At 70.6% G+C, this 24501-nt stretch carries 23 protein-coding genes; 7 read left to right on the top strand and 16 right to left on the bottom strand.

The window, feature by feature from the left end; translation table 11 throughout:
* The first annotated feature begins 130 nt into the window (after window positions 1-130).
* Entirely contained in the window at window positions 131-991 is an 861-nt protein-coding gene (locus FFS10_RS04155; RefSeq protein WP_171016208.1) for a BUD32 family EKC/KEOPS complex subunit, read from the top strand.
* Here the strand turns inward: FFS10_RS04155 and FFS10_RS04160 are convergent.
* From FFS10_RS04160 to FFS10_RS04220, 12 genes are all read right to left on the bottom strand, one after another.
* On the bottom strand, window positions 979-1371 hold the full coding sequence (locus tag FFS10_RS04160) for a PIN domain-containing protein (RefSeq protein WP_349654574.1): 393 nt from the start codon (window positions 1369-1371) through the stop codon (window positions 979-981). The two genes, FFS10_RS04155 and FFS10_RS04160, sit on opposite strands and share 13 nt — an antisense overlap.
* 10 nt (window positions 1372-1381) lie before the next feature.
* A complete protein-coding gene (locus FFS10_RS04165; protein WP_137891802.1) occupies window positions 1382-2665 on the bottom strand; it encodes a THUMP domain-containing class I SAM-dependent RNA methyltransferase in 1284 nt (427 codons plus the stop codon).
* A gap of 88 nt (window positions 2666-2753) precedes the next feature.
* The gene (locus FFS10_RS04170; protein WP_137891804.1) at window positions 2754-4301 is read right to left on the bottom strand and encodes an RNA polymerase factor sigma-54; all 1548 of its coding nucleotides are present in this window, start codon (window positions 4299-4301) and stop codon (window positions 2754-2756) included.
* Window positions 4302-4318: 17 nt separating this feature from the next.
* A complete protein-coding gene (gene lptB / locus FFS10_RS04175; RefSeq protein ID WP_137892033.1) occupies window positions 4319-5107 on the bottom strand; it encodes an LPS export ABC transporter ATP-binding protein in 789 nt (262 codons plus the stop codon).
* A gap of 5 nt (window positions 5108-5112) precedes the next feature.
* Window positions 5113-5736 (bottom strand): lipopolysaccharide transport periplasmic protein LptA, encoded by a 624-nt coding sequence (gene lptA / locus FFS10_RS04180; protein WP_137891806.1) that lies wholly within the window; start codon window positions 5734-5736, stop codon window positions 5113-5115.
* A gap of 106 nt (window positions 5737-5842) precedes the next feature.
* Window positions 5843-6487, bottom strand: coding sequence for a thiol:disulfide interchange protein DsbA/DsbL (locus tag FFS10_RS04185; protein ID WP_137891809.1), 645 nt, complete (start codon window positions 6485-6487; stop codon window positions 5843-5845).
* A 51-nt stretch (window positions 6488-6538) separates the two neighbouring features.
* Complete coding sequence (locus tag FFS10_RS04190) at window positions 6539-7207, bottom strand: SPOR domain-containing protein (RefSeq protein ID WP_137891811.1); 669 nt, start codon at window positions 7205-7207, stop codon at window positions 6539-6541.
* 8 nt (window positions 7208-7215) lie between these two features.
* On the bottom strand, window positions 7216-8901 hold the full coding sequence (argS, locus tag FFS10_RS04195) for an arginine--tRNA ligase (protein WP_137891814.1): 1686 nt from the start codon (window positions 8899-8901) through the stop codon (window positions 7216-7218).
* An 82-nt stretch (window positions 8902-8983) separates the two neighbouring features.
* Window positions 8984-9424, bottom strand: coding sequence for a DUF2214 family protein (locus FFS10_RS04200; RefSeq protein ID WP_137891816.1), 441 nt, complete (start codon window positions 9422-9424; stop codon window positions 8984-8986).
* Window positions 9421-10485 carry a LysR family transcriptional regulator gene (locus tag FFS10_RS23365; protein ID WP_249931165.1) on the bottom strand — a complete coding sequence of 355 codons (1065 nt, stop codon included), beginning with the start codon at window positions 10483-10485 and terminating at the stop codon, window positions 9421-9423. The genes FFS10_RS04200 and FFS10_RS23365 overlap by 4 nt, the downstream gene beginning before the upstream one ends.
* Before the next feature lie 72 nt (window positions 10486-10557).
* Complete coding sequence (locus tag FFS10_RS04215; protein ID WP_137891818.1) at window positions 10558-11760, bottom strand: CaiB/BaiF CoA transferase family protein; 1203 nt, start codon at window positions 11758-11760, stop codon at window positions 10558-10560.
* Window positions 11753-12688 (bottom strand): hydroxymethylglutaryl-CoA lyase, encoded by a 936-nt coding sequence (locus tag FFS10_RS04220; protein WP_137891821.1) that lies wholly within the window; start codon window positions 12686-12688, stop codon window positions 11753-11755. The genes FFS10_RS04215 and FFS10_RS04220 overlap by 8 nt, the downstream gene beginning before the upstream one ends.
* Window positions 12689-12802: 114 nt before the next feature.
* On the opposite strand from FFS10_RS04220, the gene FFS10_RS04225 reads away from it, so the two are divergent.
* The 4 genes from FFS10_RS04225 (at window position 12803) to FFS10_RS04240 (ending at window position 19530) form a co-directional block, all read left to right on the top strand.
* Complete coding sequence (locus FFS10_RS04225; protein ID WP_137891823.1) at window positions 12803-13549, top strand: IclR family transcriptional regulator; 747 nt, start codon at window positions 12803-12805, stop codon at window positions 13547-13549.
* A gap of 145 nt (window positions 13550-13694) precedes the next feature.
* Window positions 13695-15911 carry a malate synthase G gene (locus FFS10_RS04230; RefSeq protein WP_137891825.1) on the top strand — a complete coding sequence of 739 codons (2217 nt, stop codon included), beginning with the start codon at window positions 13695-13697 and terminating at the stop codon, window positions 15909-15911.
* A gap of 87 nt (window positions 15912-15998) precedes the next feature.
* Window positions 15999-16997 (top strand): oxidoreductase, encoded by a 999-nt coding sequence (locus tag FFS10_RS04235; RefSeq protein WP_137891827.1) that lies wholly within the window; start codon window positions 15999-16001, stop codon window positions 16995-16997.
* Between the two features lie 70 nt (window positions 16998-17067).
* A complete protein-coding gene (locus FFS10_RS04240) occupies window positions 17068-19530 on the top strand; it encodes a DEAD/DEAH box helicase (RefSeq protein ID WP_249931166.1) in 2463 nt (820 codons plus the stop codon).
* 16 nt (window positions 19531-19546) lie between these two features.
* Here the strand turns inward: FFS10_RS04240 and FFS10_RS04245 are convergent, their stop codons facing one another.
* The 3 genes from FFS10_RS04245 to FFS10_RS04255 all read right to left on the bottom strand — a co-directional run bounded on the left by FFS10_RS04245 (window position 19547) and on the right by FFS10_RS04255 (window position 21315).
* Window positions 19547-19894, bottom strand: a complete 348-nt coding sequence (locus FFS10_RS04245) for an HVO_A0114 family putative DNA-binding protein (RefSeq protein WP_137891829.1) — start codon at window positions 19892-19894, stop codon at window positions 19547-19549.
* Window positions 19875-20171, bottom strand: a complete 297-nt coding sequence (locus FFS10_RS04250) for a toxin-antitoxin system TumE family protein (RefSeq protein WP_137891831.1) — start codon at window positions 20169-20171, stop codon at window positions 19875-19877. Before FFS10_RS04250 ends, FFS10_RS04245 begins: the two co-directional genes overlap by 20 nt.
* A gap of 70 nt (window positions 20172-20241) precedes the next feature.
* Entirely contained in the window at window positions 20242-21315 is a 1074-nt protein-coding gene (locus FFS10_RS04255) for an AbrB family transcriptional regulator (protein ID WP_137891833.1), read from the bottom strand.
* 34 nt (window positions 21316-21349) lie between these two features.
* Between FFS10_RS04255 and FFS10_RS04260 the strand changes: the two genes are divergently transcribed.
* Window positions 21350-22186: a ChaN family lipoprotein gene (locus FFS10_RS04260; protein WP_171016014.1), complete on the top strand. Its 837-nt coding sequence runs from the start codon at window positions 21350-21352 to the stop codon at window positions 22184-22186.
* Window positions 22187-22198: 12 nt separating this feature from the next.
* On the opposite strand, the gene aptA is transcribed toward FFS10_RS04260, so the two are convergent.
* Entirely contained in the window at window positions 22199-23533 is a 1335-nt protein-coding gene (gene aptA / locus FFS10_RS04265; protein ID WP_137891835.1) for an omega-aminotransferase AptA, read from the bottom strand.
* A 112-nt stretch (window positions 23534-23645) separates the two neighbouring features.
* Between aptA and purU the strand changes: the two genes are divergently transcribed.
* Window positions 23646-24494, top strand: coding sequence for a formyltetrahydrofolate deformylase (gene purU, locus FFS10_RS04270; RefSeq protein WP_137891837.1), 849 nt, complete (start codon window positions 23646-23648; stop codon window positions 24492-24494).
* Window positions 24495-24501: the final 7 nt, after the last annotated feature.

The following is a 24501-nucleotide window of genomic DNA, read 5'->3' on the forward strand; positions in this document are numbered from 1 at the left end:
GTCATGGCGGGGGGCAGGTAGGTCGAAGGGGCGGCCGGTATTGTTCTTTATGATGCGGCCATCCGGGCTTGCGCGCAGTGTAGCCGGCAATGCCCGGCAAGAACATTCCATGGCGTGAAGGAGACCTCGCATGCTGCAGACTCAGGCCACGAGCGGCGCCGGGCCGGTGCAAGGGGATCGCGAGATGCACGCCCGGTTCCTGTCCCACAGCCTGCCCATGCAGCCCGGCACCGTGGCCCGCCACCTGCTGCCCGACGGCCGCACCGCCTGGATCAAGAAAGCCGGGCCGCGCCATGGGCGCTGGCGCTACTGGCTGATGGGCGCGCTGGCGGGCCTGCTGCGCCTGGGCGTGCTGCGACCGGTGCCCAACCTGGGCGGCGAAGCCGCGATCGCGCGCGAGGCCCAGCGCCTGCGCGAACTCTGGGCCCTGGGCCTGCGCGTGCCCGAGGTGCTGGCCCAGCAGGCCGACGGCCTGCTGCTGGCCGACCTGGGCGCGCCGGGCCAGGCCGCGCGCAGCCTGGGCCAGGAAATGGACCAGGCCGTGGCCCAGGGTGCGGCCGCGCTGCTGCCGCTGTGGCAGGACGGGCTGGACGCGATCGCCCTGGTGCATGCGCGCGGCAGCTGCCTGAGCCAGGCCTTCGCGCGCAACCTGGTGCGCTGCCCGGACGGGGCGATCGGCTACATCGATTTCGAGGACGACCCGCGCCTGGCGCTGAGCCTGGCGCAGTGCCAGGCGCGCGACTGGCTCAGCTACCTGCACGCCACCGCCGTACTGCTGCACGAGGCCGGCGCCCTGCCCCAGGCGGCGGCGCTGTGGCGGCGCCGGCTCGACCAGATGGGCCCCGAGGTGCGCGCCGAGTTGCGCCTGAGCGCGCAGCGCATGGCCTGGATGCGGCGCCTGCCGGCCCAGCGGCGCTGGGGGCGCGACGTGCAGCGGCTGGGCGCGGCGGCACAGCTGATGGCCTTGGCCCGCGCCGATCAGGCCGCCTGAACGCAGCCCATGGTCCGGCCGGTCGGAACCTGCAGCGCCAGCAGCCGGCGCGTCAGGCGCAGCACGGCGCGGTCCTTGCTCAGCAGCAAGGCCCGGTGGGCCACGGCCAGGTCGATGAACTTCTGGTCGTCGGGGTCCTTGCAGACCACCTGGGCCCGGGGCGCCGTGGGCAGGATGCGGGCGTGGCGGTCGAAGGCCGCCAGCACCTGGGCGGCGTCGAGGGCGTAGTAGGCCAGGCGCGGCCGGATCTGCGGGTAGCCGAGCACGCGCGCGAGCTCCTCGCGCATGGCGGCGTCGGCGATCCACTGCAGACCGCCGTCCTGCAAGCGCTCGCGCAGCGGCAGGGCCGCTTGGTCGCTGAACACGAAGGTGTCCAGCACGATATTCGTATCAAGTACGACCAGACTCGGCGGCAGGCTTGTCACGGGCGGATCCCTGGACCAGGTCGAAACGGAACAGCCGGCATTCGATCGGGCCGTTCCACATCGGCACGCGGCGCGACTCCTTCAGGCGCATGCGGCCCGGCAGCTTGAGGTCGGGGGTCAGCATCCAGGCGGTCCAGCCGCTGTAGTGCTTCTTCCAGTGCGCGGCCAGCTGCAGGAAGAAGTCGCCGCCGTCGTCGGTCTGCGCGGTCTCGCGGCCGGCGCGCGCAGTGCGGGACAAGGCCAGGGCGCCGGGCTGGAAGCCCTCGCGGCCGCGGCCGGCCACGCCGGCGGCGGCGATGCGCTCGCCATAGGGCGGGTTCAGCAGCATCACGCCGGGCCGCTCGCTGGGCGGCATGCGCTGCAGCGCGTCGCCGCCGCGCAGCTGCACGGCATGGCTCACGCCGGCGCGCTCGGCGTTGCGCTGGGCGAAGTCGACCATGCGGTGCGCCACGTCGCTGCCGAACACCGGCGCCACGGGGGCATGGACGGCGGCCTGGGCCTCGGCCTTGAGCGCCTGCCAGACATGGGGCTGGAACGGCAGCAGCTTCTCGAAGCCGAAGCGCCGCAGGCCGCCGGGCGCGATGCCGCAGGCGATCTGCGCGGCCTCGATGGCGATGGTGCCGCTGCCGCAGCAAGGGTCGTACAGCGGCAGGCCGTCGGCGCACTGCTGGTCCCAGCCGCTGGCCGCGATCATGGCGGCGGCCAGCGTTTCCTTGAGCGGCGCCTCGCCCTTGTCCTCGCGCCAGCCGCGCTTGAACAGCGGCTCGCCCGAGGTGTCAATGTAGAGCGTGGCCTGGTCCGAGGTCAGGTGGGCATAGATGCGCACGTCGGGCCAGCGCGTGTCCACGTCGGGCCGCACGCCGCCCTTGTTGCGGAAGCGGTCGGCCACCGCGTCCTTGATCTTGAGCGCTGCGAAGTTCAGGCTCTTGAGCGGGCTGTGCTGGGCCGTGATCTCGATCTTGAAGCTCTGCTTGGTGGTGAACCAGATCTCCCAGGCCACGCCGGCGGCCGCCTCGTAAAGGTCGGCCTCACCGCGGTAGGGGCGCTGCGCCAGCTGCACCAGCACGCGCTGCGCCAGGCGGCTGTGCAGGTTGAGAAGCATCGCGTCGCGCCAGGAGGCGCGCGCCAGCACGCCGCCGCGGCCGGTCAGCAAGTCCTGGCCGGTAAGACCGGTCAGTGCATGCACCTCGTCGGCCAGCAAGCCCTCGACGCCGGCGGCGCACGGAAGAAAAAGTTGTAGTTGATTCATGTATTGAGCGCCGCCGGGCCGCCCCAAGGCGCGAAGGCCCCCTCGGGGGGCAGCGCAGTACACGCAGTGACAAGCGTGGGGGCCATCCTTACAGGGCTTTTCTGAGGTTGGCGGGCGCGATGCGCAGCGCCTCGCGGTACTTGGCCACGGTGCGGCGCGCGCACTCTATGCCCTGCTCCTTGAGCATGTCGGAAATCTGGTTGTCGGACAGCGGCTTCTTGGGGCTCTCGGAGGCGACGAACTGCTTGATCAGGGCGCGCACCGCCGTGCTCGAGGCGTTGCCACCGGCCTCGGTGCCCAGGGCCGAGCCGAAGAAATACTTGAGCTCGAAGGTGCCGTAGGGCGTGGCCATGTACTTGGCGGTGGTGACGCGCGAGATGGTGGACTCGTGCAGGCCCAGTTCGTCGGCGATCTCGCGCAGCACCAACGGGCGCATGGCGAGCTCGCCGTGCACGAAGAAGCTCTTTTGCCGCTCGACGATGGCGTTGGCCACGCGCAGGATGGTGTCGAAGCGCTGCTGGATGTTCTTGATGAACCAGCGCGCCTCCTGCAGCCGCTGCTGCAGCGCCTGGTGGCCCTCGCCGCGGCCACCGCGCAGCGCGTTGGCGTAGATGTCGTGCACGCGCAGGCGCGGCATCACGTCGGGGTTGAGCTGCACGCGAAACTGCGGCTGCGAGGCGCGTCCGGTCTTGACCACGATCACGTCGGGCACCACCACCTGGCGCTCCACGTCGACGAAGCGCCGCCCGGGCTTGGGCTCGAGCCGGGCGATCAGGGCGATCGCGGCGCGGATCGCGGCCTCGGGCTCGCCGCACAGCTGGACCAGGCGGCGCATGTCGCGCCGCGCCAGCAGCTCGATGGGCTGGGCGCAGATGCGCAGCGCGGTGCGCGCCACCGCGTCCTCGGGCGCCTCGGCCAGGCGCGCACGCAGCTGCAGGCTCAGGCATTCGGCCAAGTTGCGCGCGCCCACGCCGGTGGGCTCCAGCGACTGCAGCAGGTACAGCGCCAGCGTGAAGCGGTGCACCAGCTCCTCGAACTGCTCCAGGTCCTCGCGCCCGGCCAGGCTCTCGGCCAGCGACTCGAGCGAGTCCTCGAGGTAGCCGTCGTCGTTGATCGACTCGATCAGGAAGCGCAGGACCGCACGGTCCAGTTCGGACAGGCGCAGCGCCAGGGCCTGGCGGTGCAGGAACTCGGTCAGCGACTCCTGGCTGCGCGCCAGCTCGCCGGCGTCTGCCACCTCGTCGTCATCGCTGTGCTTGCGCGCCGGCGCATCGCCGCCCCACTCGCTGTCGTCGGGTGCGAGCTCCACGCTGCCATCGCCCTCCCAGCTCTCGGTGCCGTCGAGCTCGGCCTCGACTGTCGCCGCGGGCCCCTCGTCGGCACCCGTGCCGACGGGCTCGGCCGCGGCCTCGGACAGGCGATCTCCGGCGCTGGGCCCGGCGTCGGCCTGCTCGAGGCCGTAGTCCTCGCGCGGCGCCTCGTCGTTGGCCAGCTCCAGGAAAGGGTTCTCGTCGAGCATCTGCTCGACCTCCTGGCTCAGCTCCAGCGTGGACAGCTGCAGCAGGCGGATCGACTGCTGCAACTGGGGCGTGAGCGCGAGGTGCTGCGAAACGCGCAGCGAGAGACCCTGTTTCATGGCACGGCCTGTGGCGCTTACATGCGGAAGTGCTCGCCCAGGTACACGCGGCGCACTTCGGCGTTGTTCACGATCTCCTGCGGCGTGCCCTGGGCCAGCACCCGCCCCTCGCTGATGATGTAGGCGTGGTCGCAGATGCCCAGCGTCTCGCGCACGTTGTGGTCGGTGATCAGCACGCCGATGCCGCGGCTCTTGAGGAAGGCGATGATGCGCTGGATCTCGATCACGGCGATCGGGTCGATGCCGGCGAAGGGCTCGTCGAGCAGGATGAAGCGCGGCGAGGTCGCCAGGGCGCGCGCGATCTCGACGCGGCGCCGCTCGCCGCCCGACAGGGCCACGGCCGGCGAGTCGCGCAGGGGCTCGACGCGCAGGTCCTGCAGCAGGTCCGTGAGGCGGCGCTCGATCTCCGCGTCGGCCAGCGGCTTGCCGTCGGCGCCGCGCTGCAGCTCGAGCACGGCGCGCACGTTGTCGGCCACGCTGAGTTTGCGGAAGATGGAAGCCTCCTGCGGCAGGTAGGACAGGCCCAGGCGCGAGCGGCGGTGGATGGGCATGTGCGCCACGGCTTGGCCGTCGATGCGGATCTCGCCCGCGTCGGCGCGCACCAGGCCCACGATCATGTAGAAGGAGGTGGTCTTGCCCGCACCGTTGGGGCCCAGCAGGCCCACGACCTCGCCCTTTTTCACCGACAGCGAGACGTCGTGCACGACCTTGCGGCTGCCGTAGGACTTCTGCAGCTGCAGGGCCTCGAGCCGCCCGTCGCCGGCGGCCTCATGCGACCCGGTGGCCGCCGGGTGGGAGCGCGCCACCGCCGTCACGGGCGCTCCCCGCCCAGGCTGGTGCTGGGGCGCAGGTTCGGCGTCCCCTGGGGCGCTGCCGGCGCCGAGGCGGCCGATCGCGGCGCCAGCATGGCACGCACGCGGCCGCCGGGTGCGGCGGCGCCGCTGGCGCCGGCCGGGCGCGGCGTGCCGTCCACGGTGAAGACCTCGGTGCTGTTGTTGTAGACGATCACGTTGCCGGTGATCTCGTCGTTCAGCGTGCTGCCGCGGTAGCGCCGCAACTCGGCGCGGCGGGTGAAGCGCACGCTGTCGGCGCGCCCGTCGTAGTCGATGACCTCGCCCTCGCCCTCGATGTACTCGTCGGGCGCGCCGCGCTTCTGGCGGAAGAAGGCGCGCTGGCCGGCTTCGGCGGTCAGAGTGCCGTACTGGCGCCCCTCGGCGTCCTGGCGCACGTCCAGCCGCGCGCCGCGCATGACGATGGTGCCCTTGGTCACGACCACGCGCCCGGTGAAGGTGCTGGTCTGCTTCTGGTCGTCGTAGCGCAGCGTATCGGCCTCGATGTTCATGGGCTTGTCGCGGTCGGCACGCTCGGCGGCCGCAGGCAGCGCGCAAAGGACCAGGGACAGGGCGAGCAAGTGCTTGGCGTAGGGCGTTTTCATAAGGGCATGAATCTTGCTCGATTGTAGCGGCGCAGGCCGCGGAGACCTGGCGCCGCCGCATGAAAAAGCCCGCATCGCGGGCTTTCGACATGACCTGGCCGCGCGCTCAGCGGCCCTTGCGCGTCTCGTCGACCAGGTAGTTGACCACCTGCAGGGCGCGCTCCATGCTGCCGGCCAGCGAGCCATCGGTGTAGTAGCGGCCCGCGATGCCCAGCGAGGGCACGCCCTCGACCTTGAAGGCCTCCTGCAGCTGCACCGCGCGGCGCAGCTTGCTGGCCACGCCGAAGGACTTGTAGACCTCGGCAAACTTGGCCTTGTCCAGGCCCTGCTTCTCGGCCCAGGCCAGGATGGTCTCGTCGCGGTTCAGCGCCTGGCGCTCCACGTGCACGGCGTGGAACACCTTGCGGTGCAGCTCCTCGAGCTTGTTCATGGCTTCCAGCGTGTAGTACAGGCGCTGCTGCGGCGCGAAGTCGTCGCGGAAGGCCACCGGCACGCGGCGCACGCTCACGTCCTTGGGCGCGGCCTTGACCCAGGCGTCGAAGGCCGGCTCGAAGGCGTTGCAGTGCGGGCAGCTGTACCAGAAGAACTCGATCACCTCGACCTTGCCGGCCCCGGTCTCGACCGGCACGCGCTTGTCCAGCTCGATGTAGTCCTTGCCCTCGCGCGGCTTGAAGGCCTGGGCCGAGGAAAGGGCCGGGACACCCGCCAGCGCGACTGCGGCCGCCCCCATGGAAAATTCACGACGTTTCATTGATTGATTCACTCCTGTTCCTCACAGAGCCCGGCCGGTGGCCGAAGTTCCTCAGCGCTGCACGCGCACCAGGGCCGCCTCCACGCCGTTGCCCTCCAGCCGCTCCTTGAGGCGCTCGGCGGCATCGCGCTGGTCGAACGGGCCCACGCGCACTCGGTAGACCGTGCGGCCGGCCTGCTCGCGCTCGCTCACGCGCGCCTCCACGCCCATCAGCGAGAGCTTGGCACGGTGCGCCTCGGCGTCCTCGGGGGTGCGGAAGGCGCCGGCCTGCACGAAGTAGCTGAACGGGTCGGCCGTCGCGGCGCCCGCCTTGGCGCGCGCCAGGTCGCCCAGCGGGTCGGCCGAGGCGGCCGGCCGGCTCGCCGGCGGCTTGGCGGCGGGCGCCGCGTTGGGACCCGCGCCGCGCAGGATGGGGATCTCGGGCGCCGGCGCCGGCGTGGCCGCAGGGGCCGGCGCGGGAACCACGGCGCCGACGGGACCGCTGGCCGCGGGCGGCGCGGAGCGCGCCGGGCTCTTGCCGTACAGCGGCGCGTTCGGGTCCCAGTCCTTGTTCTTCCTGGCCTCGGCCGCGTCCTGGTCGGCCGAGCGCGGCTGGTTCTTGTTCAAGAAGGGCACGGGCATCTTGGTCACGTAGATCGCCACAGCCAGCGCCACGCCCAGACCCACCAGCAGGCCGACGATGAAACCGAGGAAGGTTCCGCCTTGTTGCTCTCGTCTCATCTGGGCCCTCACATCTTGCTCGGAGCCGACACGCCGAGCACCGCCAGGCCATTGTGCAGCACCTGGGCGGTCGCGGCGACCAGGGCCAGGCGCGCGCGCTTGACGGCCTGGTCGTCGACCAGGATGCGCTCGGCGTCGTAGTAGCTGTGGTAGCTGGCGGCCAGCTCGCGCAGGTAGAAGCTCACGTCGTGCGGCGCGAAGTCCTGCGCCGCCGCGGCCAGCATCTCGGGGTACTTGGCCAGCTGCAGCATCAGGGCCTGGGCGGCCGGGCTGTCCAGCGCCCCGAGCTCGGCGTCCTTCAGCGCGGCCAGGTCGCCGCCTTCCTTGTCCTGCCAGGCCGCGAGCACCGAGCAGATGCGCGCGTGGGCGTACTGCACGTAGTAGACCGGGTTGTCGCTGTTCTGCGCCAGCGCCAGGTCGATGTCGAACACGTACTCGGTGTCGGGCTTGCGGCTGAGCAGGAAGAAGCGCACCGCGTCCTTGCTGGTCCACTCGATCAGGTCGCGCAGCGTGACGTAGCTGCCGGCGCGCTTGGAGATCTTGACCTCGTGGCCGCCGCGCATCACGCGCACCATGGTGTGCAGCACGTAGTCGGGGTAGCCCTCGGGGATGCCCGCGCCCACGGCCTGCAGGCCGGCGCGCACGCGCGCGATGGTGCCGTGGTGGTCCGTGCCCTGGATGTTGACGACCTTGCTGAAGCCGCGCTCCCACTTGGTGATGTGGTAGGCCACGTCGGGTACGAAATAGGTGTAGGAGCCGTCGCCCTTGCGCATGACGCGGTCCTTGTCGTCGCCGTACTCGGTGGTCCTGAGCCACAGCGCGCCGTCATGCTCGTAGGTCTTGCCGGCCTCGCGCAGCTTCTGCACCGCCGCGTCGACCTTGCCGCTGGTGTAGAGGCTGGACTCGAGGTAGTAGTGGTCGAAGCGCACCTCGAAGGCCTTGAGGTCCAGGTCCTGCTCGTGGCGCAGGTAGGCCACGGCGAACAGGCGCATGCCGTCCAGGTCGTCGACGTCGCCCGAGGCGGTGAACTCGCGGTCGTCCGAGCGCACGGTCTTCCTGGCCATGAAGTCGGCCGCGATGTCGGCGATGTAGTCGCCGTTGTAGGCGGCCTCGGGCCACTCTGGATCGCCCGGCTTGAAGCCCTTGGCGCGCAGCTGCACGCTGGTGGCCAGGGTGCCGATCTGCACGCCCGCGTCGTTGTAATAGAACTCGCGGTGCACGTCCCAGCCCTGGGTCTCGAACAGGTGGCAGATCGCGTCACCCAGGGCCGCCTGGCGGCCATGGCCCACGTGCAGCGGTCCGGTGGGGTTGGCCGAGACGAACTCGACCAGCACGCGCTGGCCGCGCACCGGCTGAAAGCCGAAGCGGTCTGCGGCCGCCAGCACCTCGCGCACGATCTGCTGCTTGGCAGCCGGCTTGAGGCGGATGTTGAGGAAGCCGGGGCCGGCGATGTCGATGGCGTCGACCCAGGTCATGAACGGGGTCGTGGTCTGCAGGCTGGCGCTCAGGCTCTGCGCGAGCTGGCGCGGGTTCGCCTTGAGCGGCTTGGCCAGCTGCATGGCGGCGGTGCAGGCCAGGTCGCCATGCGCGGCCACCTTGGGTGACTCGAAGGCCGCCTTGGAGCCGGCACCGGGGGAGAGTTTTTCCAGCTCGGCCGCGAGCGCGGCGAGCAATTCCTGTTTGACGGAGAGCATCGCCAGATTCTAAGTGCCGCCCAGCCCGGCGCCGGGCTGCAAGGCCAGCGAGGACACGTCAGTGCCGAGCGTGGGGGCCATGTCAGCGCGCCAGGAACACCGCCGCCAGCGGGATCAGCGGCAGCAGATGGGCCTGGACCATGACCATGCGGCGCGCGCGCCGCACCTGCCCGGCATCGGGCAGGCCGCCGCCGGCGTCCAGCGCTCGCCGCCAGCGCAGGAACATCAGGGTGGGCCGGATCGAGAGCAGGCCGATGACGACGAACAGCGTGAGCTTGAGGTGCAGCAGCGGGTGGCTCCAGTACCAGCCGCTGCCCTTGGCGCCGAAATAGATGCGCGCCAGGCCGGTCAGCAGCACGGCGCCGGCCGACAGGCCGTAGACCAGGTCCACGCGCGCCAGGCGCCGCACCACGGCCTCGTTCAGCCACTCGACGCGGCACAGGGCGGCCTCGCTGGACAGGAACACCACCATGGTCAGGAAGGCCAGGATATGGGCGTAGGCCAACAGGGCTTCGAGGGTCATGTCTCAACTCCGGTGGGTGGCGCAGGCGGCTCGCGTTTCCAGAAGCCGGGCTGGCCGTAATGGTGCTTGAGGTAGTCGATCCACAGGCGCACGCGCAGCGGCAGGTGCTTGCGCTGGGGGAACACCACGTAGATGCCGTTGGGCGGCGCAGCGAACTCCTCGAGCACGGCCACCAGCTGGCCGGCCGCGATCTCGGCCTCGACCTCCCAGGTGCTGCGCCAGGCGATGCCGTAGCCGGCCAGGCACCAGTCGTGCAGCACCTGGCCGTCCGAGCAGTCCAGCGGCCCGCCGGGGCGGAAATGCACCACCTCGGTGGTACCGCCACCCTCCACGGGCAGGCCCGCGCCCGAAAGGGCGCCCTCCTGGTCCCGCCCAAGGGCGTTGCGCGAAACGCCCGCGCCCAAGAGGGCGCCGTCCTGGTTCCGCACAAGGGCGTTTCGCGAAACGCGAAACGCCCAGCCACGCGTCTGCGAGGCGTCGCTGGACAGGGTCAGGCAGTCGTGCTGCGCCAGCTCGTTGGGGTGGCGCGGCGTGCCGCGCCGGCGCAGATAGTCGGGCGTGGCCACGCACAGGCGCCGGTTGTCGGCCATGCGTACGCTGACCAGCGAGGAGTCCGGCAGGTCGCCCACGCGCACCGCGCAGTCGAAGCCCTCGCCGGCCAGGTCGACCACGCGGTCGCTGAGGTTCAGCGAGATCGTGACCTCAGGGTGCAGCTCGCGAAAGCGCGGCACCAGCGGCGCCACATGGCGGCGCCCGAAGCCGGCCGGCGCGGTGATGCGCAGGTGGCCGCTGGCGCGCACGCCGCCGGCCGAGACGCTGGCCTCGGCGTTGGCCACGTCGGCCAGCAGGCGCTGGCAGTCCTCGAGGAAGGCGCTGCCCTCGTGCGTGAGCGAGATGCGCCGCGTGGTGCGCACCAGCAGCTTGACACCCAGGTGCTCCTCCAGCGCGTCCAGGCGCCGTCCCATGATGGCGGGCGCCACGCCCTCGGCCTTGGCGGCCGCCGTCAGGCTGCCCCGGGTGGCCACGGACACGAAGGACTCGAAAACCTTGAGTTTGTCCATGGCCGCAGATTATGCGGATAAAAGTCAAAGATCCAGCGCATCCGCAGCCTTTTCGCAACACCAGACCGCGGTTCAGGCCTGCTGCACCACCCCCTGTGCCAGCAGTTCATCGATCTTCTGCGCGCCGAATCCAAGCTCGGCCAGCAGCTCGGCGCTGTGCTCGCCCAACTTCGGCGGCGGCAGGCGCAGGCCCGGCCGCTGGCCGCCCAGCGTGAGAGGCAGCAGCACGGTCTTGGTGGTGCGGCCGTCCGGCAGCGCCATGGGTGCCAGGCCGCCCGTGGCGTTCAGATGCGGGTCGTCCAGCAGGTCCTGCGGCCGCGTGATCGGCGCGAACGGCAGGGCGTGCCGCTCGAACACCGCGGCGAGTTCGGCCGCGCTGTAGGCCGCGAGGCGCTCGCGCAGGATCGGCATCATCCAGTCGCGGGCCCGCACGCGCTCGTTGTTGTACTTCAGACGCGGGTCTTGCTTCAGGTCGGCGAAGCCGAAAGCGTCGCAGAACAGGGCCCAGGCGGTGTCGCTGACCACCGCCAGGAAGATCTGCTCGTCGCCCCTGACCTTGAACACGTCGTAGACCGCCCAGGCCGAGATGCGCGCCGGCATGGGCGCGGCCGGCTGGCCGGTGACGGCGAACTGCATCATGTGCTGCGCCACCAGGAACACGTTGTTCTCGAACAGCGCGCTCTGCACCTCCTGGCCCAGCCCGGTCTTCTCGCGCTGGGCCAGCGCCGCCATCGCGCCTATGGCGCCGAACATGCCACCCATGATGTCGTTGACGCTGGTGCCCGCGCGCAGCGGGTCGCCCGGGCGGCCGGTCATGTAGGCCAGGCCGCCCATCATCTGAACCACCTCGTCCAGCGCCGTGCGGTGCTCGTGGGGCCCGGGCAGGAAGCCCTTGTGGCTGACGTAGATCAGGCGCGGGTTCAGCGCCTTCAGGCTGTCGTAGTCCAGGCCCAGCTTCCTCATGGTGCCGGGCTTGAAGTTCTCGCTGACCACGTCGGCGGTGGCGATCAGGCGCAGCACGGCCTCCAGCCCCTCGGGCGTCTGCAGGTCCAGGGCCAGGCTCTTCTTGTTGCGGTTGAACATGGGGAAGAAGCCGGCCCCCGAGCCGAGCAGCCGGCGCGTGGCGTCGCCATGGCGTCCGTGGCCTACGGGCTCGACCTTGATCACCTCGGCGCCCAGGTCGGCCAGCACCATGCCGCAGGTGGGGCCCATGACCATGTGGGTGAACTCGACGACGCGCAGGCCCGCGTAGGGCAGGGACTGGGTCTCAGACATGGCGCGCCTCCTGCTGCCAGCCCAGCGGCAGGCCGGCTTCGGGTGTCATGCCGTAGAGCGGCTCGCCGGGCAGTCCGGCCTTGAGCGGCTCGCGCGCGGCGATCAGCTTTTCCAGGTTCACGCCGGTCCTCACGCCCATGGCCTCGAACATGAACACCAGGTCTTCTGTGACCACGTTGCCCGAGGCGCCCGGCGCGTGCGGGCAGCCGCCCAGGCCGCCCAGCGAGCCGTCGAAGCTGCGCACGCCCACGTCCCAGGCCGCCAGGCAATTGGCCAGGCCCAGGCCGCGCGTGTTGTGCATATGGGCCGATCCGGCGCGCTCGCCGAGCTCGGCCCGCAGGCGCGAGAACAGGCGCCGAACCTGGGCCGGGTTGGCCATGCCCGTGGTGTCGGACAGGCCGGCCTCTTCGGCACCGGCGGCCACGCAGGCCACCGCGAGGCGGATCACCTCGTCCTCGGGCACCTCGCCCTGGAGGGTGCAGCCGAAGGCGGTGGAGATGCCGGCTTCTATCTGCACGCCCGGCGCAATGTCGTCGCGCAGGCGGGCGATGGCGCGCACCACCTCGACCATCTGGTCCGGGGTCTTGCGCACATTCGCCAGCGAGTGGGCATGGCTGGCCGAGACCGGGATGGTGAGCTTGTGCACCCCGGCCCTGAGCGCCGCCTCGGCGCCCTTGGCGTTGGGCACCAGGGCCAGCACCGTGAGGCCGGGGTGGGTCAACGCATGGCGCACCACCTCGGCGGCGTCCGCCATCTGCGGCATCAGGCGCGGCGGAACGAAGGAGCAGACCTCGATCTCGCGCAGGCCGGCCGCGACCAGGGCGTCTAGCCACCTGAACTTGTAGCCCGTAGGCATGGTGGCCTGGACCGACTGCAGGCCGTCGCGCGGACCGACCTCGCTGACCAGGATTTCGGGTTTGGGGGGCATGGCAAGTTCTCCAGAAATTCCGTAAGATAGAACATAGTTCTTTCTTTCAAAATATTCGCAGACCCTGGGCCGCCTTGTCAAGCCGCGGCCGGCCCTGCCTCAGGAGTTCCCACCATGCCCCGCAAAGCCCAGACCGAATCCCTGGCCGACCAGCAAGCCGCCCCCGGCGGCGCCGCCGCCGTGGACCGCGCGCTCTCGCTGCTGGCCGCTTTCCGCACCGGCGACAACGCCCTGGGCCTGGCCGAGCTGGCCGCGCGCACCGGGCTCTACAAGAGCACGGTGCTGCGCCTGCTGGCCTCGCTCGAGCACGCACAGCTGATCCTGCGGCTGGACGACGGACGCTATGCGCTGGGCATCGAGGTGGCGCGGCTGCACGCCGTCTACGCGGCCTCGTTCTCGCTGGACCGCCTGGTGCTGCCGGTGCTGCGCCAGCTCGTGGCGCAGACCCAGGAAAGCGCGGCCTACCATGTGCTGCAAGGGCATGCGCCGCAGCTGAGCCGCCTGTGCCTGTACCGCGTGGACTCGCCGCAGCCGATCCGCGACCATGTCCGCGTCGGCGACCTGCTGCCGGCCGAACGCGGCGCGGGCGGGCGCGTGCTGATGGCCTTCGGCGCCCAGGGCCTGGGCCCCGGCCTGTCGGCCCAGGATCGCCAGCGCTATGCGGCGATCCGCGAGCGCGGCTACTACGCCGGCGTCGGCGACCGCGCCGCCGAGCTGGCCGGCATCTCGGCCCCGGTGTTCCACGCCGACGGCCGCCTTGCGGCGGCCCTCACGCTGACCATGCCGGCGCACCGCTACGACGAGCGCCATGTCAGGCCGGTGCTGGAGGCCGCGCGCCAGCTCAGCGCGCAGCTGCCCTGAGGCCAGCAACTTTTACGAAAAAGTCACTGGTTTAGAGCTTTCTTGCTTATTTATAAACCCAAAAAATTCGAATAAAGTCCAGTCATGCTGGCACCCGGCAGGCGTGCCTGACCGCTTCCCACTCTCACTCGTCGAGGTTTTTCACATGACCGCACGCACCCAAGTCCACCGACTGCAAGTCGCCACCAACCTCTACCGCTTCGTCGAAGACCAGGTGCTGCCCGGCACCGGTGTGGACAGCGCACGCTTCTGGCAGGGCTTCGACGCCATCGTGGCCGACCTGGCGCCCAAGAACATCGCCCTGCTGGCCGAGCGCGACCGCCTGCAGGCCGAGCTCGACGCCTGGCACAGCGCCCACCCGGGTCCGGTCACCGACATGCCGGCCTACCGCGCCTTCCTGGAGAAGATCGGCTACCTGGTGCCGCAGCCGGCCCAGGTTCAGACCACCACCGCCAACGTGGATGCCGAGCTCGCCACCCAGGCCGGCCCGCAGCTGGTGGTGCCAATCACGAACGCGCGCTACGCGCTGAACGCCGCCAACGCGCGCTGGGGCTCGCTCTACGATGCGCTGTACGGCACCGACGCCATCCCCGAGAGCGGCGGCGCCGAGAAGGGCAAGGGCTACAACCCGGCGCGCGGCGCCAAGGTGATAGCGTTCGCGCGCAATGTGCTCGACCAGGCCGCGCCGCTGGCCAGCGGCTCGCACCAGGACGCCACCGGCTATGCCGTGCAGGGCGGCCAGCTCGTCGTCACGCTCAAGAACGGCAGCACCACGGGCCTGCAGGACCCCGCCCAGTTCGTCGGCTACCTGGGCGGGACGGCGGCCCCGTCGTCCGTGCTGCTGCGCCGGCACGGCAACCACCTCGAGATCCGGATCGACCGCAGCACCCCGATCGGCGCCAGCGACTTGGCCGGCGTCAGCGACCTGGTGCTCGAGGCCGCGCTGTCCACCATCCTGGACCTGGAAGACTCGGTGGCCGCGGTGGACGCCGAGGACAAGGTGCTGGGCTACAGCAACTGGCTGGGCATCAACAAGGGCAAGCTGACCGAGACCTTCGAGAAGGGCGGCAAGCAGCTCACGCGCGGCCTCAACCCCGACCGCGTCTTCACCGCGCCGGGCGGCGGCGAGCTGCGCCTGCACGGCCGCTCGCTGATGTTCGTGCGCAACGTGGGCCACCTGATGACCAACCCGGCCATCCTCTACACCGCGGCCGACGGCTCGGTGAAGGAGATCCCCGAGGGCATCATGGACGCCGTGGTCACCACCACGATCGCGCTGCACGACCTGCAGGGCCATGGCGCCCTGCCCGACGGCACGGGCCTGCGCAACTCGCGCACCGGCAGCGTCTACATCGTCAAGCCCAAGATGCACGGCCCGGCCGAGGTCGGCTTCGCCAGCGAGCTGTTCGGCCGCGTCGAGCAGCTGCTGGGCCTGCCGGACAGCACCGTCAAGCTGGGCATCATGGACGAGGAGCGCCGCACCAGCGTCAACCTCAAGGCCTGCATCGCCGCCGCCGCCAGCCGCGTGGCCTTCATCAACACCGGCTTCCTGGACCGCACCGGGGACGAGATGCACACCGCCATGCTGGCCGGCCCGATGATCCGCAAGGGCGACATGAAGACCAGCGCCTGGATCCAGGCCTACGAGAAGAGCAACGTGCTGGTCGGCCTGTCCTGCGGCCTCGCTGGCCGGGCCCAGATCGGCAAGGGCATGTGGGCCGCGCCGGACCTGATGGCCGCGATGCTGGAGCAGAAGGTCGGCCATCCCAGGGCCGGCGCCAACACCGCCTGGGTGCCGAACCCGACCGGCGCGACGCTGCATGCCCTGCACTACCTGCAGATCAACGTGGCCCAGGTGCAGCAGGAGTTGGAGAAGATCGACGCCGAGGCCGAGCGCGAGACCCTGCTGACCGGCCTGCTGACCGTGCCCGTGGCCTCCGCGCCGAACTGGAGCGAGGCCGAGAGGCAGCAGGAGCTGGACAACAACATCCAGGGCATCCTGGGCTATGTGGTGCGCTGGATCGACGCCGGCGTGGGCTGCTCCAAGGTGCCCGACATCAACGACGTCGGCCTGATGGAAGACCGCGCCACGCTGCGCATCTCCAGCCAGCATGTGGCCAACTGGCTGCACCACGGCGTGGTCAGCGAGGCCCAGGTGCGCGCCACCTACGAGCGCATGGCGGCCAAGGTGGACGGCCAGAACGCCGGCGACCCCGGCTACAAGTCCCTGGTGGCCAACCCGCAAGGCGCCGCCTTCCAGGCCGCGCTGGACCTGGTGTTCAAGGGCAAGGCCCAGCCCTCGGGCTACACCGAGCCGCTGCTGCACGCCTGGCGCCTCAAGGTCAAGGCCGGCGCGGCCTGAATCCCGGCCCCGCGCTGACGCAGGCAACGGCACCTTCGGGTGCCGTTTTTTTATGATGTGGACGAACAGCCCGAAGGAGACAAGCCCATGAGCCCATTCAAGGCCTACCTGATCGAGCAGGACCCGCAAAGCGGCCAGGTCGCCGGCCGCCTGAGCATGCTGGACCCTGCCCAGCTCGACGCCGGCGCGGTGACGATACGCGTGCACTACTCGAGCATCAACTACAAGGACGCGCTGGCCGCCACCGGGGCGGGCAAGATCATCCGCCGCTTTCCCTGCGTGGGCGGCATCGACCTGGCCGGCGAGGTGGTCGAGAGCGCCGACCCGCGCTTTGCGCCCGGCGACCCGGTGATCGCCACCAGCTTCGACATCGGCGTGGCCCACCATGGCGGCTACGCCGAGTACGCGCGCCTGCCGGCCGGCTGGGTGCTGCCCCTGCCGGCGGGCCTCAGCCTGTTCGAGGCCATGGCACTGGGCACGGCCGGCTTCACCGCGGCGCTGGCCATACAGCGCATGGAGGACAACGGCCTCGCGCCGGAGCGCGGCCCGGTGGTCGTCACCGGCGCGACGGGCGGGGTCGGCGGGCTGGCCATAGACATGCTGGCCGGCGCGGGCTACCAGGTCGCGGCCCTGACCGGCAAGGCCGAGGAGGCCGACTACCTGCGCGGTCTCGGCGCGGCCGAGGTGCGCCTGCGCTCGGAGATCGCTTTCGACAAGCTGCGCCCGCTCGAAGCCGGTCAATGGGCCGGGGCCGTGGACAACGTGGGCGGCCAGGTGCTGCACTGGCTGCTGGCGACCATGAAGCAGGCCGGCACCGTGGCCAGCATAGGCAATGCGGCCAGCCACGAGCTGCACACCACGGTGTTCCCTTTCATCCTGCGCGGCGTCAGCCTGCTCGGCGTGGATTCCGGCTACATGGGCTTTCCCACGCGCCAGCGCGTCTGGGACCGCCTGGCCAGCGACCTCAGGCCGCGCCACCTGGCGGCGATGACGCGCCAGATCGACTTCGACGCCCTGCCCGGCGCCTTCGAGGATTTCGTGCAGGGTCGCGTCAGGGGCCGCACCGTGGTCAGGATTGGGGGCTGAGCAGACGCGCCCGCCCCGCGGCGGGGTCAGCGAGAATCAAGGCCGCCATTCACAACCGCACCCTGCCTCGATGATGCCGTCCACAGCCCCGCGCAAGCCCAGATCGAAATCGAAAGCGAAAGCCTCCCAGCCGCCCGAACCCCGCCTCTCGCGCACACGCCGCCCGCCCGAACTCGAGGTCGCCGACTGGCAAACCGCGCTGCGCCGCCAATTCGGCAGCGAACAGCCATTCGGCCTGGAGAACCTGGGACAGGAGCCGGTGTACTCGGACTTCCGTGTGCACAACCCCGCGAGCGGCACGCACTACCGCGTGGCCATCCGCGGCCAAGCCCCGGGCCAGAACTTCTGCACCTGCCCCGACTACGCCACCAACGACCTGGGCACCTGCAAGCACATCGAGTTCACCCTCGCCAAGCTGCGCGGCCGGCGCGGCGGCAAGGCGGCGCTGGCACGCGGATTCGAGTCCGTGTACAGCGAGATCTGGCTCGACTACACGCAGGCACGCCAGCTGCGCTTTCGCGCCGGCACGGGCTGCCCGCCCGTCCTGCAAAACGAGGCCGCAAGACTGTTCGACGCCGCTGCGGGCGGTGCGCTTGCGCGCCACAGGCTCGATGGTCTGGAGCAGCTGATGCGGACCGCCCAGGCTTGCGGCCACGAGCTGCGCTGCCACGACGACGTCTGGCAGTTCGTCGCCCAGCTGCGCGACGGCGAGCGCCGCCAGGCGGCCCTGCTGGAGGCCTACCCCAAGGGCATCCGGGACCAGGCGCTCGCCCGGCTCTTGAAAGTCAAGCTCTACCCCTACCAGGCCGAGGGCGCGCTGTTCGCCGCGCGTGCCGGCCGCTCGCTGATCGGCGACGAGATGGGCCTGGGCAAGACCATCCAGGCCATCGCCGCGGCCGAGCTGTTCGCGCGCCACTTCGGCGTGCAGCGCGTGCTGGTGGTGTGCCCGACCTCGCTCAAGCACCAGTGGAAAAGCGAGTTCGCACGCTTCACCGAGCGCCAGGCGCAGGTGATCCACGGCCTGCGCGCGCAGCGCCAGCTGCAATACCGCGAAGAGGCCTTCTGCAAGATCATCCACTACGAAAGCCTGGCGCGCGATGCGGACCTGATCGCCGACTGGGCACCGGACCTCGTGATTGCCGACGAGGCGCAGCGCATCAAGAACTGGAACACCATCGCCGCGCGTGCCCTCAAGCGCATCGCCAGCCCCTATGCCTTGGTGCTGACCGGCACGCCGCTGGAAAACCGGCTGGAGGAGCTGATCTCTATCGTGCAGTTCGTCGACCAGCACCGGCTCGGGCCCACCTGGCGCCTGCTCGACGAGCACCAGCTGCGCGACGAGGCCGGGCGCGTGATCGGCTACCGCGCGCTGGACCGCATCGGCCAGACCCTGGCGCCGGTAATGCTGCGCCGACGCAAGGCCGAGGTGCTGGCGCAGCTGCCCGAGCGGGTCGACAACCGCATCTTCGTGCCGCTGACACCTGAGCAGCGCGTACACCACGACGAGAACGGCGCCATCGTCACGCGCATCGTCTCGCGCTGGCGCAAGACCGGCTACCTGTCGGACGCCGACCAGCGCCGCCTGCAGTGCGCCTTGCAGAACATGCGCATGGCCTGCAACAGCACCTGGCTGCTCGACCACGAGACCGACCATGGCCACAAGGTCGACGAGCTGGTGACCTTGCTCGACGAGCTGCTCGAAGACCCGGCGGCCAAGGTGGTGGTGTTCAGCCAGTGGCTGGGCACGCATGAGCTGATCGCGCGCCGCCTGGTGCAGCGCGGCTGGGGCCATGTGCTGTTCAGCGGCAGCGTGCCGGGCGAGCAGCGCGGCGCCTTGGTGGAAAAGTTCCACGAGGATCCGGATTGCCGCCTCTTCCTGTCCACCGATGCGGGCGGGGTGGGGCTGAACCTGCAGCACGCGGCGGCCGTGGTGGTCAACATGGACCTGCCCTGGAACCCGGCCGTGCTGGAGCAGCGCATAGGCCGCGTGCACCGCATGGGCCAGTCGCGCGGCGTGCAGGTGGTCAACTTCGTCGGCCAGGGCAGCATCGAGGAGGGCATGCTGTCGGTGCTGGCCTTCAAGAAATCCTTGTTCGCGGGCGTGCTCGATGGTGGCGAGCGCGAGGTGTTCCTGCAGGGCACGCGCCTGTCCAAGTTCATGGAAAGCGTGGAGCAGGTGGCCGGCGCCATGGGCGAGGACGAAGCGGATGTGATCGCAGAGCCGATTGCACCCGGCGTCGCACAGAGCCATGCCCTCGGCGAACCCGAAGCTTCAGCCAGCCCCAGCGAAGCGAGCGCGGCACCCGTCGCCGAGCCTGGCAGCCCCACTGATGCCGCCGACCCCTGGGCCGCCGTCCTCGAAGCCGGCGCGGCGCTGCTGCAGGGCTTGGCGGCGGCTCGTGGCGCCGCTGGCGCGGCACCGATAGCCATCGAGCGCGACCCCGTCACCGGCCAGGCAAGCATGCGCCTGCCGCTGCCCGAGCCGGCCGTGCTGCAACGGCTGGCCAAGGCCTTCGAGCCCTGGCTGCGGTAGCCTCGCCGGCCTGGCCTTACGCCGCCTTCAGCAGGAAATCCACATGCACCGCGTCATACGGAAACTCGATCTTTCCGTCAGCGGTCTTGTCCAACACGCCGCAGGCCAGCAGGGCGTGCACATCACCATGCACCGCCTTCACATCGCGCCCCACCCGGCGGGCGGCTTCGCGAAGGGTAACGGGGCCGGCGCCGCTCAGGGCCTGGATCAAATCGAAGCGCTTGCCGCCCAGGGTGCGCATGAGCGCCTGCGCGGAGGAAAAACTGTATCGCGGTCCTACCTGCGCCTGTCCTGTTTCCATGGCTCGGGCGGCTTCAGCCAGGCTCTCGGTCAGAGAACAAACGTCAATCGTCAGCGTGTTCATGGTTGTACCTCTGGATATCACCGAAAAAATCGGCCATCAGTTGGCGCGGGGAGCTGAATGCATAGTCGGTTTCGATCTGTCCCAGGTGCCGGTGATCGCCCTTGCCGGCTTCGTTGTCATACCTGAGCACACAGACACCGTCCACCACATAAGCGAGCCGGTATTTGAAGCGGTGCACACTGCCCTTCAGCGGCACCGGCAGTTGCCAGATCACCAGTTCGGCAAATGCAAAGGCATGGACTTCAATACGCTGCCGGACCAGTAGCCGCGCTTTCATGTTGGAGATTTTGACAACACTTTGAACGGTTGTCAAAGGCAGCCGTCCCGGTCCGCCCGGGCCGGGGCGCTCAGGCGTGCCGCCGCCACCAGCCGAACAGCGGGTTCACGAGCAGCAGCACCGCCACCAGGCGGCAGACCTGGAAGGCCGTGACCACGGGCACGCCGAGTTGCAGCACCTTGGCCGTGATCGCCATCTCGGCGATGCCGCCCGGCGCGCTGGCCAGGATCATGGTCGCCGGGTGCAGGCCAGTGGCCCAGGCCAGCAGGCCGGCCAGGCCCGCGCACAGCAACAGCATGAACACCGTGCCCAAGGCCACCGAGAGCAGCCAGCGCGGCGCCGTGTGCAGGAACTCGGCCGTGAAGCGCACGCCCAGGCTCACGCCGATCACCAGCTGGGCGGCATTGGACAGCCAGGTCGGGATAGGCGAGAGCTGCAGGCCGGCCATGGCGAGGCCCATGGACACGGCCAGCGCGCCCATGAACCAGGGGTTGGCGCGGCCCAGGCGCTGCGCCAACCAGGCGCCCGCGCCGGTGGCCAGCGCCAGCCAGAGCAGGCCCGGCCATTGCGCGCTGCGCGGGCCGGGCGGCGTCATGTCCAGGGCCTGCAGCCCCCAGTGGCTGCGCGCCCACTGCATGGCGAAGGGGATGGCCAGCACCACGACCACCAGCCTCATGCTGTGCGCCGCCGCCACCAGGTCGGTGCGCGCGCCCTGGCGCTCGGCCAGCAGGGTCATCTCCGAGGCGCCGCCGATGGCGCCGGCGAAATAGGTCGTCGCGCGCATGGCCGGCGCCGCGACCTCGGGCATGGTCGGCGCGTGCAGGCGTTCCAGCCACAGGCCGAACAGGGCACCCAGGCCCAGGGCCCAGACCACGCCCAGCGCGATGGCCCACCACAGCCCCGCCACCAGGGCCGTGACCTGCGGCGTGAAATACAGGCCCAGGGCAGCGCCTATGACCCACTGGCCGCCGTTGCGCAGCGCGCCCGAGCTCAGGGTCGGCAGGCCGGCCATGGAGGCGAAGGCGGTGGCCAGCAGAGGGCCGATCATCCAGGGGATGGGCGTCTTGAGCCAGACACAGAGCTGGGCCGCCGCCAGGGCCAGCCCCAGCGTGGCCAGCACGCGGACAGCAGTTTGAAATCGCATGAACGGGAATCGGGAGTGCACGTAGTATCGCGGCATGCCCTGTCGATTCGCTGTCACCGCCCTGCTCGCCTCGGCCATGTTGCTGGGCGGCTGCCGCTCGTTGACGACGCCGGCCCTCGCGGCCGGCGAAGACCAGCGCCTGGCCGGCTTGCGGCCAGTCGATCTGCTGCTGTTCGGCGAGCAGCACGACGCGCCCGAGCATGCGAGCTTGCAGCACCGGCTGGTCGACAAGCTGGCCGCGCGCGGCGCCCTGGCGGGGCTGGTGCTGGAGATGGCCGAGCAGGGCCGCAGCACGGCCGGCCTGCCGCCCGCGGCCGACGAGGACCAGGTGCGTGCCGCGCTGGCCTGGCAGGACGCGGCCTGGCCCTGGGCGCGCTATGGCCCGGTGGTGATGGCCGCGGTGCGCGCCGGCGTGCCGGTGCTGGGCGCCAACCTGCCGCGCGCGCAGATGGGCGCGGCGGCGCAGGACGCCGCGCTCGAGGCGCGGCTCGACGCGGCGGGCCTGACCCGCCTGCAGGCGCTGATCCGCGACGGCCATTGCGGCCTGCTGCCCGAGCCGCGCATCGCGCCCATGCTACGCGTGCAGATCGCGCGCGACCAGGCCATGGCGGACACCCTGACCCGGGCGCGCAGCTCCGGCCGCAGCGTGCTGCTGATCGCCGGCAGCGTCCATGTGCGGCGCGACCTCGGTGTGCCGCGCCACCTGCCCAGCACGGCCTCGCTGCAGATCGTGCTGGCCCGCTCCGGCGGCGCCGAGCTGGCGCCAGCCGAGATCGGACTCGCCGATGGCGACCTGCTCTGGCCCACGCCGGCCCTGCCGCCGGGCGACCCCTGCGCGGGGCTGCGCGAGCGCCTGCCGCCCCGCCCCTGAGCGAGGCTGCGCTCAGGCCTGGCGCCGGATCGCCTCGGCCAGGGTGCCGACCAGCTGGTCGATCTGCGCCTGCTCGACGATGTAGGGCGGCGCCAGCACCAGGTTGTCGCCGGCCGGGCGGACCAGGGCGCCATGGTGGAAGCAGTCGAGGAAGACCTCGTAGCCGCGCTTGCCCGGCGCGCCGGGCCGCGGCGCCAGCTCCACCGCGCCGGCCAGGCCCAGCGTGCGTATGCCGACCACGTTGGGCAGTCCACGCAGGGCCTGGTGCATGGCGTCGCCTAGGGCCAGCCCCATGCGGCCGGCACGCTCGAACAGGCCCTCCTCGCGGTACAGGTCCAGCGTGGCGATGGCCGCGGCGCAGGCCACCGGATGGCCCGAGTAGGTGTAGCCGTGCAAGAACTCGACCGCATGCGCCGGGCCGCCGGCGCTCATCACGGCCTCGTGGATGAAGTCGCGGCAGATCACGCCACCCAGCGGCACCACGCCGTTGGTCACGCACTTGGCGAAGTTCAGCATGTCGGGCTGCACGCCGTAGAAGTCCGCCGCGAAGTTGGCGCCCAGGCGGCCGAAGCCGGTGATCACCTCGTCGAAGATCAGCAGGATGCCGTGCTTGTCGCAGATCTCGCGCAGGCGCTGCAGGTAGCCCTGGGGCGGCAGGTACCAACCGGCGCTGCCGGCCACCGGCTCGACGATGATGGCCGCCACGTTGGACGGGTCGTGCAAGGGCAGGATGCGGGTTTCCAGCTCGAGCAACGGGTCCTCGTCCCAGACCGGCTCCTGGTTGTGGATGTAGGCGTGCCGGACCGGGTCGTGGATGAAGCGCATGTGGTCCACGCGCGGCAGCAGCTGCCCGCCGAAGGCCTTGCGGTTGGCCGGGATGCCGCCCACGCTCATGCCGCCGAAGCCCACGCCGTGGTAGCCGCGCTCGCGCCCTATGAAGACCTGGCGCTGGCCCTCGCCGCGCGCGCGGTGGTAAGCCAGGGCCAGCTTGAGCGAGGTGTCGGCCGCCTCGGAGCCCGAGTTGCAGAACAGCACCTGGTTGAGGTCGCCCGGCGCCATCGCGGCGATCATCTCGGAGGCACGGAAGGCCTGGTCGTTGCTGGCCTGGAAGGCCGTGGCGTAGTCCAGCGTATCCAACTGCTTCTTGATGGCCTCGTTGATGGCCCGTCGGTTGTGGCCCGCGCCCACGCACCAGAGGCTGGACACGCCGTCCAGCACCTGCTTGCCGTCGTGGGTGCTGAAATGCATGCCGTCGGCGGCAACGAACACGCGCGGGTCCTGGCGGAAATCGCGGTTCGACGTGAAGGGCAGCCAGTGGTGGTCCATGCGGAAATCGTTGTGGTCCATGCGCTTGTCTCCTCAGCTGCCGAACGCGGCCAGGGGCTCATTCTGGCACCGAAGCCGGGCCGCCGCAGCCCCGGCGCCGGGCGCCCGGCCGTCCTGCGACAATTCGAGGCTTATGAACCACGCCTACATCCTGAACCTGTCCTGCCCGGACCGCCCCGGCATCGTGCACGCGGTCTCGGGCTTCCTGCTGGAGCGCGGCGGCAACATCGAGGAAGCCGCGCAGTACAACGACCACGACACCGGCCTGTTCTTCATGCGCGTGCAGTTCGCCTGCGACCAGGTCGCGCCCGAGGAGCTGCGGGCGCAGCTGCGGCAGTTCGCCGAGCCCTTCCAGATGGCCTGGCACCTGCACGCCACCACCGAGCCCATGCGCACCGTGATCATGGTCAGCAAGGAAGGGCATTGCCTGAACGACCTGCTGTTCCGCTGGAAGAGCGGCCTGCTGCCGCTTCATATTGCCGCCATCGTCAGCAACCACCGCGACTTCTACCAGCTCGCGGCCAGCTACAACGTGCCCTTCCACCACATCCCGGTGACGGCCCAGGCCAAGGCCCAGGCCGAGGCCCGGCAGTACGAGATCATCGAGGCCGAGGGGGCCGAGCTGGTGGTGCTGGCGCGCTACATGCAGATCCTGTCGGACGAGCTGTGCCGCAAGCTCGCCGGCCGCGCGATCAACATCCACCACAGCTTCCTGCCCAGCTTCAAGGGCGCCAAGCCCTACTACCAGGCGCACGACCGCGGCGTGAAGCTGATCGGCGCCACCGCCCACTACGTGACGGCCGACCTCGACGAGGGCCCCATCATCGAGCAGGACGTGGCGCGCGTGGACCACACGCACACGGTGGAGGACCTCACCACCGTGGGCCGCGACACCGAGAGCCAGGTGCTGGCGCGCGCCGTCAAGTGGCACAGCGAGCACCGCGTGCTGCTGAACGGGCACCGCACGGTAGTGTTCCGCTAACCCCCTG

Origin of the sequence: Ramlibacter sp. 2FC, assembly GCF_005503345.1 — a bacterium.
Taxonomy (GTDB): Bacteria; Pseudomonadota; Gammaproteobacteria; order Burkholderiales; family Burkholderiaceae_C; genus SCMQ01.

Coding starts and splice junctions, on each gene's coding strand:
- FFS10_RS04155 (WP_171016208.1), top strand. CDS start 131: ATGCTGCAGACTCAGGCCACGAGCGGCGCCGGGCCGGTGCAAGGGGAT.
- FFS10_RS04165 (WP_137891802.1), bottom strand. CDS start 2,665: ATGAATCAACTACAACTTTTTCTTCCGTGCGCCGCCGGCGTCGAGGGC.
- FFS10_RS04170 (WP_137891804.1), bottom strand. CDS start 4,301: ATGAAACAGGGTCTCTCGCTGCGCGTTTCGCAGCACCTCGCGCTCACG.
- lptA (WP_137891806.1), bottom strand. CDS start 5,736: ATGAAAACGCCCTACGCCAAGCACTTGCTCGCCCTGTCCCTGGTCCTT.
- FFS10_RS04185 (WP_137891809.1), bottom strand. CDS start 6,487: ATGAAACGTCGTGAATTTTCCATGGGGGCGGCCGCAGTCGCGCTGGCG.
- FFS10_RS04190 (WP_137891811.1), bottom strand. CDS start 7,207: ATGAGACGAGAGCAACAAGGCGGAACCTTCCTCGGTTTCATCGTCGGC.
- argS (WP_137891814.1), bottom strand. CDS start 8,901: ATGCTCTCCGTCAAACAGGAATTGCTCGCCGCGCTCGCGGCCGAGCTG.
- FFS10_RS04200 (WP_137891816.1), bottom strand. CDS start 9,424: ATGACCCTCGAAGCCCTGTTGGCCTACGCCCATATCCTGGCCTTCCTG.
- FFS10_RS23365 (WP_249931165.1), bottom strand. CDS start 10,485: ATGGACAAACTCAAGGTTTTCGAGTCCTTCGTGTCCGTGGCCACCCGG.
- FFS10_RS04215 (WP_137891818.1), bottom strand. CDS start 11,760: ATGTCTGAGACCCAGTCCCTGCCCTACGCGGGCCTGCGCGTCGTCGAG.
- FFS10_RS04220 (WP_137891821.1), bottom strand. CDS start 12,688: ATGCCCCCCAAACCCGAAATCCTGGTCAGCGAGGTCGGTCCGCGCGAC.
- FFS10_RS04225 (WP_137891823.1), top strand. CDS start 12,803: ATGCCCCGCAAAGCCCAGACCGAATCCCTGGCCGACCAGCAAGCCGCC.
- FFS10_RS04230 (WP_137891825.1), top strand. CDS start 13,695: ATGACCGCACGCACCCAAGTCCACCGACTGCAAGTCGCCACCAACCTC.
- FFS10_RS04235 (WP_137891827.1), top strand. CDS start 15,999: ATGAGCCCATTCAAGGCCTACCTGATCGAGCAGGACCCGCAAAGCGGC.
- FFS10_RS04240 (WP_249931166.1), top strand. CDS start 17,068: ATGATGCCGTCCACAGCCCCGCGCAAGCCCAGATCGAAATCGAAAGCG.
- FFS10_RS04245 (WP_137891829.1), bottom strand. CDS start 19,894: ATGAACACGCTGACGATTGACGTTTGTTCTCTGACCGAGAGCCTGGCT.
- FFS10_RS04250 (WP_137891831.1), bottom strand. CDS start 20,171: ATGAAAGCGCGGCTACTGGTCCGGCAGCGTATTGAAGTCCATGCCTTT.
- FFS10_RS04255 (WP_137891833.1), bottom strand. CDS start 21,315: ATGCGATTTCAAACTGCTGTCCGCGTGCTGGCCACGCTGGGGCTGGCC.
- FFS10_RS04260 (WP_171016014.1), top strand. CDS start 21,350: ATGCCCTGTCGATTCGCTGTCACCGCCCTGCTCGCCTCGGCCATGTTG.
- aptA (WP_137891835.1), bottom strand. CDS start 23,533: ATGGACCACAACGATTTCCGCATGGACCACCACTGGCTGCCCTTCACG.
- purU (WP_137891837.1), top strand. CDS start 23,646: ATGAACCACGCCTACATCCTGAACCTGTCCTGCCCGGACCGCCCCGGC.